Origin of the sequence: Pseudomonas sp. BP01 (genome assembly GCF_022760795.1) — a bacterium.
Lineage (GTDB): Bacteria > Pseudomonadota > Gammaproteobacteria > Pseudomonadales > Pseudomonadaceae > Aquipseudomonas > Aquipseudomonas putida_Q.
In genome coordinates this window covers 24,693-37,245 of sequence record NZ_JAFBKA010000023.1, presented here as the reverse complement: position 1 = coordinate 37,245, position 12,553 = coordinate 24,693, and the positions used below count along the sequence as shown (strand labels likewise).

Below are 12,553 nucleotides of genomic sequence, written 5' to 3'. Positions count from 1 at the left end.
ATAAGGAGCTTTGCATGACCCTGACAGGCAAGACTGCACTCGTTACCGGCTCTACCAGCGGCATCGGCTTGGGTATCGCCCAGGTGCTGGCACGCGCTGGCGCCAATGTCGTGCTCAACGGCTTTGGCGACCCGGCACTGGCCATAGCCGAAATCGCCCGCCATGGAGTGAAGGTGGTTCACCATCCGGCCGACCTGTCGGACGTGGCCCAGATTGAAGCGTTGTTCACCTTGGCCGACCGCGAATTCGGCGGCGTCGACATCCTGGTCAACAACGCCGGTATCCAGCATGTAGCGCCGGTGGAGCAGTTCCCGCTGGAAAGCTGGGACAAGATCATCGCCCTCAACCTGTCAGCCGTGTTCCATGGCACGCGCCTGGCCCTGCCGGGCATGCGCACACGCAACTGGGGGCGCATCATCAACATTGCCTCGGTGCATGGCCTGGTCGGCTCGACCGGCAAGGTAGCCTACGTGGCAGCCAAGCATGGTGTGGTCGGCCTGACCAAGGTGGTGGGCCTGGAAACTGCCACCAGCAATGTCACCTGCAACGCCATCTGCCCCGGCTGGGTGCTGACCCCGCTGGTGCAAAAGCAGATCGACGATCGTGCTGCCAACGGTGGCGATCCGCTGCAAGCACAGCATGATCTGCTGGCCGAGAAGCAACCGTCGCTGGCGTTTGTCACCCCCGAGCACCTGGGTGAACTGGTACTATTCCTGTGCAGCGAGGCCGCAAGCCAGGTTCGCGGCGCCGCCTGGAACGTCGATGGTGGCTGGTTGGCCCAGTGATGGGCGGCCTGGGCCTGGCGGCGGGTTCGCATTCGTTTATCTGCAAGGAGGCCGTATGCGCCCTACCCCGATGACCGCAATTCTGGCCCTTACCCTGGCTGCCGCCGCGCCTGTGATGGCTGCCAGCCTGAAGGATGTCGCGCCCTACCCAGAGGCGGAAAAAGGCTTCACCCGGCAGGTCATCCACCTGCCGGCACAGGCCGATGAGTCGGCCTACAAACTGGAAATCCTCGCCGGCAAGACGTTGCAGGTCGACTGCAATCGCCAGCGCCTGGGCGGCAGCCTGGAAGAACGCACCCTGGAAGGCTGGGGCTACAACTACTACCGTCTGGACAAAGTCAGCGGCCCGGCCAGCACCCTGATGGCCTGCCCGGATGGCAAGAAGACCCAGGCCTTCGTGCCGGTGGTCGGTGACGGCTTCCTGCTGCGCTACAACAGCAAGCTGCCGGTGGTGGTGTATGTGCCCAAGGATGTCGAGGTGCGCTACCGCATCTGGTCGGCGTCGCAGGACGTGCAAAAAGCTAAAGTCGAATAACTACCGCGGTCCCTGTAGGAGCGGCCCATCGCGACACAAGGCCGCTCCTACAAAGCGAATCTATCAGGCATAATGCGCCCCTTTTTTTTGCGCCCCGAAGCTCAGGTACCCCATGAAAGCCCAAGCCCGCCACATCCTGGTCAAGACCGCTGACGAAGCCGAGAAGCTCAAACAGCGCATCGCCAACGGCGAGGCTTTCGACGTGCTCGCCAAAAAGTTTTCTATCTGCCCTTCCGGCAAGCGCGGCGGCGACCTGGGTGAAGTCCGCCCGGGGCAGATGGTCGGCGCCATCGACCAGGTGATTTTCAAGAAGCCTTTGCGTGTAGTGCACGGGCCGATCAAGAGCAAGTTCGGTTACCACCTGGTGCAAACGTTCTACCGCGATTGATAGCAGCGGGCCACCTGACATTTTTGCCAGTTGCCCCCTCACCAAACATTACATACAACTCTGGCAGGGCCGAAGCCGCCCCGCTGGCGTCGCTTCAGGTAGTGGACCCTTCAATGGCCCCGGAGACCTGCCTATGCGATGCCCCCGCTTGCTGCTGCCCTTCCCCCTGCTGGCACTGCCATTGCTGGCTCATTCCCAATCCCTGACGGTTACACCCGGTGAAACCCTGGGCGCCCTCGTGCAAACCGATGCCGCTGATGAGTTCATCCTCAGCGGCGGAACGGTCCAGTCATTGCAACAAGGCAATGGCGAAGACACCTTCACGATGTCTGGCGGCACGCTAGGGTCGTTGAACCAGGGCGGTGACATGGACACGTTCAACATGACCGGCGGCACCATCACGGGCGCTTTTGAAGACGGTGACACCGCGTGGTTCAAAGGCGGCAGCATTGGCCGAATCGACCTCAAGCTCGCTGACAACTTCCTCGAGATTTCCCAGGGACTCGGTGTAGAAACCGTTGTTGTTGGCAACGTTGTCAGTGGGCTTGGCAACGACACGATCATCATGACGGGCGGCACCATCGGCGGTGATATCAGTACCAGTAGCGGCGTTGACAAGATCACCATCAGCGGCGGCACGCTCAAAGGCGAAATACGCTCGGGCAACGGCAAGGATGAATTTACCTGGACGGGTGGCCAGATCGGTAAGCGGGTCATCATGGAGAGTGACGATGACACCGCCATCGTCCGCGCCCTCGACCTTGGCAACTCGGCCGTTATCCTGGACGGCGGCACCGGCACGGACACCCTGACGTTCGAGCAGAGCCAGGTCGGCCAGGGTGCGTCGTATATAAACTGGGAGGCCATCAACCTCAAGCAGGGCAGCCAGCTCACCCTCAACGACACCCTCACGCTGGGAGACCTCGGCAGCGATCAGCCACGCGTGATCCCCGCCACTGGGACCGGGACCCTGCAAATCGATGCAAGCAGCTCGCTGATCAGCCGCCAGGGCAGCATCGTCAGCATCCAGAATGACAGCAAGGCATCGGTAGTCAACGCCGGCACCCTCGACCTGAGCCGTGGCAACGACGCTCAGGGCCGCCTGACAATCCAGGGCGATTACACCGGCAACAATGGCACCCTGCGCCTGAATAGCGTGCTGGCAGGCGATGGCGCTGCCTCCGACCGCCTGGTGGTCAGCCGTGGCGCCATCAGCGGCTCCACGCGATTGCTCGTCAACAACCTCAATGGCGCGGGTGCAGCAACTGCACAGAACGGCATCCAGGTCGTCGAAGCCCGTGACGGCGCCACCAGCACTGCCACTGCATTCGTGCAGACGCAAACGCTATCGGTGGGTGCCTATGACTACCGGTTGTTCAAAGGTGGTGTAACCGCTGGCAGCGAAAACAGCTGGTACCTGCGCTCGACGCTCGTCGCGCCACCTGCTCCGGCACCTGTACCCGGGCCCGAACAACCGCCCCAACCATCGGAACCGGGTGAGCCACAGGTGATAGCACCTGCCCTGACGCCACCTGTTGCCGCACCGGCACCCGGTCAGGTCGACCTGCCTGCCCCCGTGCAAGGCGAAAGCCTGCCGCTGTATCGCCCGGAGGTCCCGGTTTACGCTGCCGCCCCAAGAGGCGCTGCGATCATCGCCCGCCAGGCCCTGGGCACCTTCCACCAGCGCCAGGGCGACCAACAGTTGCTCAAAGGCGAAGGCGCCCTGCCTGCCAGTTGGGGGCAGGCCTACGGCGGCACCTTGCGCCAGCAATGGAGCGGTACGGTCAGCCCAAGCCTGGATGGCGACCTGTACGGTTTCAAGCTGGGCCAGGACCTGTATGCCAAGACGGGTGACGGCGGTTATCGCCAACATGTCGGCTTTTACGTCAACCACAGCCGCCTGGACGCCGATGTCAAAGGTTTCGCCCTGGCCGAGCAAGACCGCAGCGTGGGTGACCTGAAACTTGATGGTGACAGCGTCGGCACTTACTGGACGCTGGTCGGGTCACAAGGCGCGTATCTGGATGCAGTGTTGCAGTACACCCGTCTAGATGGACGTGCCCGCTCGCACCGCGGCGACAAGCTGGACATCGATGGCCACGCCTGGACGGCGTCGCTGGAATCCGGCTACCCCATCGCCCTGTCCGAACGCTGGACGCTGGAGCCGCAAGCCCAGCTGATTGCACAAAAAGTCTCGCTCGACAGCGCAAACGATCGTGTCTCGCACATCAGCCATGACGCCCAGGTAGAGCTGACCGGGCGCTTGGGGGTGCGGCTGGAAGGTGCGTTCACGGGAAGCAGCGGGCGCCTGTTGCAGCCCTATGCGCAAGTCAACCTGTGGCACGGCGACGGTGGCCGCGACACCTTGACCTTCGATGATGTCGACAAGATCAAGACCGACTACCGCTACACCTCGGTACAACTGGAAAGCGGCGTGGTGGCGCAGGTCAGCCAAGCGCTGAGCCTGCATGGCGGCGTGCAGTACACCGCCAACCTGGACAGCCGCCAGCAGCAAGCCAGCGGCGTCAACCTGGGGGTGCGCTGGCAGTTCTAGCGCCGCGCCGCCAGCAAGCCGAGGCCGGCGCAGCCCAGTAGGGAGGCGCTGACCCGGTTGAACACGCGGCGCGGGCCGGGCTGGCTGAACCAGCGCTGCAGGTAGGCGCCCAAGCCTGCGTAGATGGCGATGGCTGCCCATTCCAGCAGCAGGAACAACACCCCCAGCCACAGGAACTGCTCGCTCACCGGCGTGGTGCTGCCGACCGAAACGAACTGCGGCAGGAAGGCGGTGAAGATCAGGATGGCCTTGGGGTTACCGGCCGCCACCCAGAACTCCTGCCGGATCAGGCGCCAGGTGCCACGCGGGTGGTCCGCTGCCACCACTGCCTCGCCTACCGGTGCACGCCACAGTTGCCAGGCGATGTAGAACAGGTACGCCGCACCCACTACCTTGATGGCCAGGAACAGGTATTCACTGGTGTGCAGCACCACGGCCAGGCCCATGGCCGCCAAGGCGATCATGCCGCTGAAGGCGACGATGCGACCACCACCGGCCACGCAGGCCGTGCGCAGGCCGTAGCGGCTGGCGTTGTGCAACGACAGCAGGTTGTTCGGCCCCGGCGCCATGTTCAGGGCGAAACAGGCGGGAATGAAAAGCAGCAGGCTTGAAAGGTCCATTGTTGTTTTCCTTGGGCAACAGGCGTCTATTTCGGCGCGTGCCGGGCCTTGCGGTCAAGTTACAGCCAGCGATAAAAACTGTATGGGTACGCGGCACCTGTTACGCTGCCGGTGAAATCGAGGACCTTGTGATGCCCCGCCCCCACACCGCGCTGTGGCGCGACCCGGCACTCCCGCATGTGGAAAGCCGCCGCGCCTGTCATAGCCGGGCCTGTTACAAGGCCCACAGCCACCCGACGTTTTCCATCGGTGCGGTGGATGCCGGCCACAGCCATTTCAGCGGTGCCGCGCATGGTCAGGAACGGCTGACGCCCGGCACGCTGGTGCTGGTGCCAGCCCACCGCGTACATGCCTGCAACCCCGAGCCCGACCACGCCTGGAGCTATCAGATGCTGCATGTGCATGCCGACTGGCTGGCACACGTGCGCCTGGAGTCGGGGCTGGGCGGCGCCGGGCCCGGCGAGCCGGCGCGTATCTGCCGGGCGCCGGCGGTGTATGGGCAGTTCTGCGAGCTGAACAGGTTGCTGTTCTCCAGCGCCAGCAACAGTGAGAAGGATGCGGCGCTGATTGCCTTTGTGGGTGACCTGGACTTTTCCGCACAAGCCCCTCTGGCAGCGGCCCCCGCCCTGGCGGCGACTGCGTTGAGCGGGTTGATCGCGCGCCTCGAAGGGCAAGACCCCGCGCAACTGAACCTGGAGGTACTGGCCCGCGAGGCCGGCCTTGGGCGCTACCAGCTGATCCGCGCGTTCCGCACCGCCACCGGTTTGACGCCACATGCCTATGTGCTCAATGCCCGGGTCAATCGCGGGCGGCAGTTGTTGGGTGAAGGGCTGGCGTTGGCGGAGGTGGCCTACCAGCTCGGGTTTGCCGACCAAAGCCATTTCCAGCGGGTGTTCAAGGCCCATGTGGGGGTGACGCCGGGGCAGTACCGGGGCAATTAAAGGCCTGCGCGATCCCTTTGTAGGAGCGGCCTTGCCGGGGCGCTGCTAGACAGGGACCGTGGCCCGCTTGGGTTTGCAATATTGTTCAATACGCTGGCACAGGCCCGGCAGCAGACTGCGGTTTTTCCCGCAGAGCCGCCCCGCCCATGCAACAGTTCCTGATCATCGCCCTCGCCCACTTTCTCGCCCTGCTCTCACCCGGCCCGGACTTCTTCCTGGTCGCCCGCAGCTCGATCAACAGCGGCTGGCGCATCGCCAGTGGCGCCTGCCTGGGCATTGCCCTGGCCAATGGCGCGTTCATCGCCATGGCCTTCACCGGCCTGTCGGTGCTGCAGGAAGGCAGCCTGCTGTTCACCACCCTGCAACTGGCCGGCGCCGGTTACCTGCTGTACATCGGCGTACTGTTCCTGCGTCATGCCGGGCAAACCAGCCTGCGCGCAGTCGCTGACAACCAGCGGGTTCAAGGCTGGTGGCGCAATGTGGGCATGGGTTTGTTGTCCGGCATCCTCAACCCCAAGAACGCGCTGTTCTATGCCAGCCTGGCCAGCATGGTCGCCAGTGCCAGCGCCGGCTGGAAATCGACCTACGCCTTGTGGATGTTCAGCATCGTCCTACTCTGGGACCTGCTAGTAGCCGTGGCCATCGGCAACCAGCGGGTACTGCAGCGTTTCGCCCGCTGCCTGCCATGGCTGGAGCGGGCTTCAGGGATCATGCTGGTGATATTGGCTGCGGCGCTGGTGCTGCATCTGGCCCAGGGCTGACCAGGCGCAGGGTGCGCATGTCCATCAAGGTAAAATGGCCGCCCGCCCAGCCCCCCGTATCCAGGTGCCAGACATTGCCCAGCGGCTTTGCCTCCAGCACCGGCGTGTGGCCGACCAGCAAGGCACGCAGGCCCTGTACCTGCTCTGTATCGCCTTGCTTCAGGCGCCGCCGCGACCATTGGCACACCTTGCGTACTTCAGGGTCGTCATCCAGTTGCAGGCTGGAACGTAGCACTGCCCAGTCCGCAAACGGGCTGTCTGCATGCAGTAACCCGACCAGGCCGGCCGCGCTTTCCACCTCAATGGCAATCGGCAATTGCTCGAAGCGTTCCACGAAACGCAGTTGCGCCTTGCGCGGCAGGTCCAGGAACCAGCTTCCGCCCGCTGCGCGGTACATGTCCAGGTCAAGCCTCCCCCCTCGCACGCGAGTGATTGCCAGCGCCTCATGGTTACCTTGCACCGCATGGAACCAAGGCCGTGCGAGCCACTCCAGCACGGCCTCGCTGTGCGGCCCACGGTCGACCAGGTCACCCACACTGAACAGGCGGTCTACGGCCGGGTCGAAACCCACCGCTTCAAGGCACTGCTCCAGGCGCTGGAAGTGACCATGGATATCGCCCACTGCAAGGTCACGTCCCCGGATATTGGCGAGTAACCGCCGAAACCGCTCCATTACAATCTTCCTCTGCAGGCGCTGCCATGGCGGGCGTAAAATGGAGACACCCCCCCTCTACTCCGGAGGTGCATCATGCGTACCGCCCTCGTGTGTGCCGTGCTCATGGCGCTGTCACTGCACAGCATGGCACAAGGCGCCCCGCCCGCGCAGGTCGAGGTGCATTTCGACCACCCGGAAAAATTCCGCGATGCCAGCCTGGACAGCCACGGTTATGCGCGTGGCGCCGATGCCTATGTGATGAAATCCCTCACCCAGTACCTGCAAAAGCTCGGTCAGCGTTACCTGCAACCGGGCCAGCAACTGGTTATCGACATCCGCGATATCGACCTGGCCGGGCGCTTCGAGCCCTGGCACAGCCAGGCCTACGATGTGCGCTTCATGCGCGAGATCACCTGGCCGACCATCGACCTGACCTACACCCTCAACCAGCCGGGCAAACCCGCCCAGCAGGCCCAGGAACGGGTCAGTGACAAGATGTACCTCAGCCGCCCCGGCCGGGTCGCCAGCAGCAGCGACCGCCTGTATGCCGAGAAGGCCATGCTCGACGACTGGTTCCGCCAGCGCTTCGCAACGCACCCGGCAACCTGAAAAACCCTTCACTGGTACAGCCGTTGGTGCCGATAGTATGCTCAGCCCTTCAACCTGTACCAGGGAAGGTTTTTTTCATGAAACTGTGCGCCGTACAACTGGCGTCGCTCAAGGGCGATTTGCCAGGCAACCTCCAGCGTCATCTGGCCTGCATCGAGCAAGCCGCGGCCCTTGGCGCCGAGCTGGTGGTTTTCCCCGAACTGTCGCTGACCGGCTATGAGCCAAGCCTTGCGCGCCAGGCCGCCTTGCCGGTCAATTCCGAGCGACTGGGCCCGCTGCAGGCAGCCTGTGACCGTCTGGGTATCACGGTGGCTGTAGGCCTGCCGTTGCCGACACCCGACGGCATTCGCATCGGCATGCCGATCTTCAGCCCCGGGGCACCGCGCCAGACCTATGCCAAACGGCGCCTGCATGATGACGAGCTGCCCTATTTCACCCCTGGCGATCAGGCACTGCTGCTGCAGGTAGGCGAGCACCGGCTGGCACCGGCGATCTGCTACGAATCGATGTTCATGGCGCACGCAGCTGCAGCCCGCGAGCACGGCGCCGACCTGTACCTGGTCAGCGTGGCGAAAACCGCCAAGGGCATCCGCGAGGGCTACGCGCATTACCCGGAGGTGGCTCGGGAACTGGGTATGCCGGTGTTGATGGCCAACTGCGTGGGGCCGGCCGACACCTTCATCGGGGCCGGCGGTTCAGCAGCGTGGGACAGCCAGGGGCGTTTGCTGGCCAGCCTGGATGATCACAGTGAAGGGCTGATCATCCTGGACCTTGGCACTGCCAGCGCAATGGCCCATCCGTTGGACCCGCACCCCGCATGATCTATGTGTTTCTGGCGTTGCTGAGTTACACCTGCACCTATTACCTGGTCGGCTTGCTGATCCAGGGCCAGCTTGCCGACGTGGCCGAGGGTTTGCGCCACAGGCCCAATGCCCCGACACCCGGCGAGTACCTGCGTGCAGTCAAGCCCCATGCGCGCTGCGCCCATCGGCAGTACACCCTGATGGCCGGTTCGGCGCTTGCGGTGCTGGTCTGCCTGGTCGCCAGCTGGTTCGGCTGACGCCTACAGGTCCAGTGCCAGGCTTTGCCGCCCCTCCAGCGCCAGCAGATACTGCTTGGCCGCCAGGCCACCGGCAAAGCCGGTCAGGCTGCCCGAAGCACCGATCACGCGGTGGCAAGGCGCGATGATCGAGATCGGGTTACGACCGTTGGCGGCGCCTACCGCTCGCACCGCGCTGGGGTTGCCGATTTGCCGGGCGATGTCACTGTAGCTGCGGGTTTCACCAAAGGGTATCGCCAGCAGCGCGGCCCACACCTGGCGCTGGAACTCGGTACCGGCAAGATCCAGCGCCAGCTCGAAGCGACGGCGTTTGCCATCAAAGTATTCGCCAAGCTGACGCGCGGTGTCCTGTAGCACCGGGCACTGGTCGTCACGGTGCAAGGCACCGAGGCGCACGCGGTTTTCCCGTTCCTCTTCCCACAGTACGGCTGCCAGGCAATCGCCGCGGGCCACCAGGGTCAGGGTGCCGACGGGCGATTGCATGAAAGTGAAAGCGCTGGACATAGCGGGCTCCTGCAGATTGCGATCAACTGACTGTACGCATCCACAGTTCTTCCTGCACCCGTTTTATTGCTCAGGTAATTGCGCAGCCAGCAATGTGCCGCGCCTGGTTGAGATTGACCTTGGGGATCAGTGCGGCGGGAATGCGCGACGTCGCCGACAGGTTGTAGACATGGAAATGCTCGTTGACCACTTCCCTGGCCATCAGCGTCAACGACGGCAGAATACGGCTGTCCCAATGCTGGTCGAGCCCGCACGGCGAGCACTGCCCCTGGCCATTCTCGTAAAAGCGCCCAACGCTCTGATCGAGGTCTACCCCTACCAGCAACACTTCTTCAAAGCCCAGGTGATAGGCCAGCTGCAAGGCCACATACGCCACTGTGCGGGCATCGAAGAAACCATGGGCCAAGTCTTTGCTGAAGGCAATCGAGCGGCTGCGTTTGCTCCACAGTGCGCGGTTGCACACACAGCTGGCACCATGGCCACGCAAGCCGTCCATCAGGCCCGGCGTGTCGGCCTTGTGCAAGGCATAACACTCGGTGCCGGCTGGCACATCGGCACCCGCATACTGCTCAGGCCACAGCGCCAGGCGCTCGCTGTCGCGCACGGCAGTGGCGAAGAAGCCCGGCTGTTGCTGGCGGAAACTTTTGTCGGTGCAAACGTAAAAGAAAGGCTTGAGGCCGTGTTCGGCGGTCATCGCGACCGACCCGTTCATGGCGATGATGGGCAAATGGGCGAATTCGCCCAGCGGAAAATGCCTGGCAGAGGCACCGGAGGCAAGGATCACCACCGGGCCCTGTCGGGTGTTGCGACACGCCTCGAAACTGGAGAACGCCCCGCGTTCAGCGCTTGGCTGCGACGGAAGTGTGTTCATCAATGGCATCTTTAACTGGTCAGTACAAACCACAATACTGATCCGTGTATGTGCCGTGGCCGCTTTTACCTAACTTTACCCGCCTGAACGTAAACAACCGCCTGGTCCCTGAATGGCGGGGATCTGAGGGCTCCACAGGACTTGGGCGTCGCGTGTGCAATACCGCCTGGTCCGGTTGAAGCCATCATAGGAGACCACCTGGCCCAAGGGTTGTTCCACCACTGTGGATGAGGAAACCCAATAGCCGCCACCCAGGCGACGGACGGGTTCACCAATGCTTCATCAACATCGGTTTTATTCATGAGCGTTCTTGATGCTTATCACGGGTGCGACTAATACTTAAGTCTCTGCCTGGGGAGGCACGAAACATGCAAACCAGATTCGTTATCGTTCCCGCTGTGCCGATCGAAAAGGAGTCGTTCCGCGTAGGTAGCCGCTTCTACGCCGCCACCGTGTGTGGAGGGTTCGACATTTACGACAACCAGGCGAAGGAGCGGCTCAAGCCGAGCTACCCGAGCCGGACCGCTGCGCAGGTGCAGTGCGAGCAGTTGAACAAGCAAGCCGAAGTGGGGTGATCATGGGCGCTGCTCGCCAGGCAGCCGCCCGCGCAATCCCGGCAGGCGCAGCGGTGGGCCGCACAGCGGCCCCCGGTGTCGGTGTGGGTTAACCGTCAGCCCAGGAACAGCTTGTACGCTGGGTTGTCAGTCTCATCCCAATACCGATACCCCATCTCGTCCAGTGCCAAGGGCAAACCCGCCGACTCATCCGCCGGCACCTCCAGCGCAGCAAATACCCGGGCCTCCGCCGCGCCGTGGTTGCGGTAATGGAACAGGCTGATGTTCCAACGCTTGCCCAACCGTTCCAGGAAGCCCAGCAACGCCCCTGGGCGCTCGGGGAACTCAAAGCGCAGCACCCGCTCATCAGCACCCGGCGCCGCGTGGCCACCCACGGTATGACGCACATGCAGTTTGGCCAGCTCGTTGTCGGTCAGGTCCAGCACGCTGTAACCCTGCTCGCGCAGGTTGGCCAGCAGCTGGTCACGCGGGTCGTGCACAGGGTGAGTCTGTACCCCGACGAACAGGCGCGCTTCCTTGCCTGGGTAATAGCGGTAGTTGAATTCGGTGATCTGCCGCTTGCCCAGCGCCTGGCAGAAGGCGCGGAAGCTACCCGGCTGCTCCGGGATGGTCACGGCAATGATCGCCTCGCGCTGCTCGCCCAATTCAGCCCGCTCGGCCACATGCCGCAGGCGGTCGAAATTGACGTTCGCCCCGGAATCAATGGCCACCAGGGTCTGCCCCTGCACGCCATCACGTGCCACGTACTTCTTGATCCCGGCCACGGCCAGGGCACCGGACGGTTCGGTGATAGAGCGGGTATCGTCGTAGATGTCCTTGATCGCCGCGCACAGCTCGTCACTGCTGACGGTCACCACCTCGTCGACAAAATGCCGGCACAGCTCGAAGCAGTGGGCACCGATCTGCGCTACCGCCACACCGTCGGCAAAGGTGCCGACCTGCGGCAGGATCACCCGCTCGCCGGCGGCCATGGCGGCCTGCAGGCAGTTGGAGTCCTCCGGCTCGACGCCAATCACCCTCACCTCGGGGCGCAGGTACTTCACGTAGGCGGCGATACCGGCGATCAGCCCGCCACCGCCCACCGGTACAAAAATGGCGTCCAGCGCGCCAGGGCGCTGGCGCAGGATTTCCATGGCCACGGTACCCTGCCCGGCGATTACGTCCGGGTCATCGAAGGGCGGCACAAAGGTGGCCCCTTCGCCGTCGGCCAGCTTCAGCGCGTGGGCCAGGGCGTGCGGGAAGCTCTCACCGTGCAGCACCACATGCCCGCCGCGCGAACGCACCCCTTCCACCTTCAGTGACGGCGTGGTGGTCGGCATGACGATCGTGGCCTTCAGGCCCAGGTGCGACGCCGCCAGGGCCACGCCCTGGGCATGGTTGCCCGCCGAGGCGGTGATCACCCCGCGCTCGCGTTGCACCGCACTGAGGCGTGACAGACGTGTATAGGCGCCGCGGATCTTGAACGAGAAGGTAGGTTGCAGGTCTTCGCGCTTGAGCAGCACCTGGTTACCTAGGCTGGCAGACAGGGCAGGCGCGGCTTGCAGTGGGGTTTCGATGGCCAGGTCGTACACCGGCGCGGCCAGAATGCGCCGCACCTGCTCCGACAGCAGTTGCTGGGGGGTGACGGTAGTACGAGGGACGCTGAAACTGGTCATCAATGACTCCTTGGCTGTTTACGTTGCCCAGGAGTCAGAA

15 protein-coding genes are annotated in these 12,553 nt (G+C 63.7%); 10 read left to right on the top strand and 5 right to left on the bottom strand.

What is annotated here, in order from left to right:
- Positions 1-14: 14 nt before the first annotated feature.
- The 4 genes from hbdH (at position 15) to JOY50_RS19755 (ending at position 4,262) form a co-directional block, all read left to right on the top strand.
- On the top strand, positions 15-785 hold the full coding sequence (gene hbdH / locus JOY50_RS19770; protein ID WP_243055681.1) for a 3-hydroxybutyrate dehydrogenase: 771 nt from the start codon (positions 15-17) through the stop codon (positions 783-785).
- 55 nt (positions 786-840) lie between these two features.
- The gene (gene eco, locus JOY50_RS19765; RefSeq protein WP_132840610.1) at positions 841-1,320 is read left to right on the top strand and encodes a serine protease inhibitor ecotin; all 480 of its coding nucleotides are present in this window, start codon (positions 841-843) and stop codon (positions 1,318-1,320) included.
- Between the two features lie 112 nt (positions 1,321-1,432).
- Complete coding sequence (locus tag JOY50_RS19760; protein WP_016499499.1) at positions 1,433-1,708, top strand: peptidylprolyl isomerase; 276 nt, start codon at positions 1,433-1,435, stop codon at positions 1,706-1,708.
- A 133-nt stretch (positions 1,709-1,841) separates the two neighbouring features.
- The gene (locus tag JOY50_RS19755; RefSeq protein WP_243055680.1) at positions 1,842-4,262 is read left to right on the top strand and encodes an autotransporter outer membrane beta-barrel domain-containing protein; all 2,421 of its coding nucleotides are present in this window, start codon (positions 1,842-1,844) and stop codon (positions 4,260-4,262) included.
- Here the strand turns inward: JOY50_RS19755 and JOY50_RS19750 are convergent.
- Complete coding sequence (locus JOY50_RS19750) at positions 4,259-4,882, bottom strand: LysE family translocator (protein ID WP_138737100.1); 624 nt, start codon at positions 4,880-4,882, stop codon at positions 4,259-4,261. The two genes, JOY50_RS19755 and JOY50_RS19750, sit on opposite strands and share 4 nt — an antisense overlap.
- A gap of 131 nt (positions 4,883-5,013) precedes the next feature.
- Here JOY50_RS19750 and JOY50_RS19745 point away from each other — a divergent pair, with 131 nt between their 5' ends.
- Together JOY50_RS19745 and JOY50_RS19740 are read left to right on the top strand one after the other, a co-directional pair.
- On the top strand, positions 5,014-5,823 hold the full coding sequence (locus JOY50_RS19745; protein WP_243055679.1) for an AraC family transcriptional regulator: 810 nt from the start codon (positions 5,014-5,016) through the stop codon (positions 5,821-5,823).
- A 146-nt stretch (positions 5,824-5,969) separates the two neighbouring features.
- On the top strand, positions 5,970-6,584 hold the full coding sequence (locus JOY50_RS19740) for a LysE family translocator (RefSeq protein ID WP_243055678.1): 615 nt from the start codon (positions 5,970-5,972) through the stop codon (positions 6,582-6,584).
- Here JOY50_RS19740 and JOY50_RS19735 read toward each other — a convergent pair.
- Entirely contained in the window at positions 6,532-7,257 is a 726-nt protein-coding gene (locus JOY50_RS19735) for a metallophosphoesterase (RefSeq protein WP_243055676.1), read from the bottom strand. The genes JOY50_RS19740 and JOY50_RS19735 overlap by 53 nt on opposite strands.
- 75 nt (positions 7,258-7,332) lie before the next feature.
- Between JOY50_RS19735 and JOY50_RS19730 the strand changes: the two genes are divergently transcribed.
- The 3 genes from JOY50_RS19730 to JOY50_RS19720 all read left to right on the top strand — a co-directional run bounded on the left by JOY50_RS19730 (position 7,333) and on the right by JOY50_RS19720 (position 8,908).
- Positions 7,333-7,848, top strand: coding sequence for a DUF3016 domain-containing protein (locus tag JOY50_RS19730; RefSeq protein WP_028613885.1), 516 nt, complete (start codon positions 7,333-7,335; stop codon positions 7,846-7,848).
- 77 nt (positions 7,849-7,925) lie between these two features.
- Positions 7,926-8,669 (top strand): carbon-nitrogen hydrolase family protein, encoded by a 744-nt coding sequence (locus JOY50_RS19725; RefSeq protein ID WP_138737102.1) that lies wholly within the window; start codon positions 7,926-7,928, stop codon positions 8,667-8,669.
- Positions 8,666-8,908: a hypothetical protein gene (locus JOY50_RS19720; protein ID WP_132840594.1), complete on the top strand. Its 243-nt coding sequence runs from the start codon at positions 8,666-8,668 to the stop codon at positions 8,906-8,908. The genes JOY50_RS19725 and JOY50_RS19720 overlap by 4 nt, the downstream gene beginning before the upstream one ends.
- 3 nt (positions 8,909-8,911) lie before the next feature.
- On the opposite strand, the gene JOY50_RS19715 is transcribed toward JOY50_RS19720, so the two are convergent.
- A complete protein-coding gene (locus JOY50_RS19715; protein ID WP_243055675.1) occupies positions 8,912-9,412 on the bottom strand; it encodes a methylated-DNA--[protein]-cysteine S-methyltransferase in 501 nt (166 codons plus the stop codon).
- A 70-nt stretch (positions 9,413-9,482) separates the two neighbouring features.
- On the bottom strand, positions 9,483-10,283 hold the full coding sequence (locus JOY50_RS19710; RefSeq protein WP_132840589.1) for a lipopolysaccharide biosynthesis protein: 801 nt from the start codon (positions 10,281-10,283) through the stop codon (positions 9,483-9,485).
- Between the two features lie 368 nt (positions 10,284-10,651).
- Here JOY50_RS19710 and JOY50_RS19705 point away from each other — a divergent pair, with 368 nt between their 5' ends.
- The gene (locus tag JOY50_RS19705; protein WP_028613880.1) at positions 10,652-10,858 is read left to right on the top strand and encodes a hypothetical protein; all 207 of its coding nucleotides are present in this window, start codon (positions 10,652-10,654) and stop codon (positions 10,856-10,858) included.
- A 95-nt stretch (positions 10,859-10,953) separates the two neighbouring features.
- Here the strand turns inward: JOY50_RS19705 and ilvA are convergent, their stop codons facing one another.
- A complete protein-coding gene (gene ilvA / locus JOY50_RS19700; protein WP_132840586.1) occupies positions 10,954-12,513 on the bottom strand; it encodes a threonine ammonia-lyase, biosynthetic in 1,560 nt (519 codons plus the stop codon).
- Between the last annotated feature and the right edge of the window lie 40 nt (positions 12,514-12,553).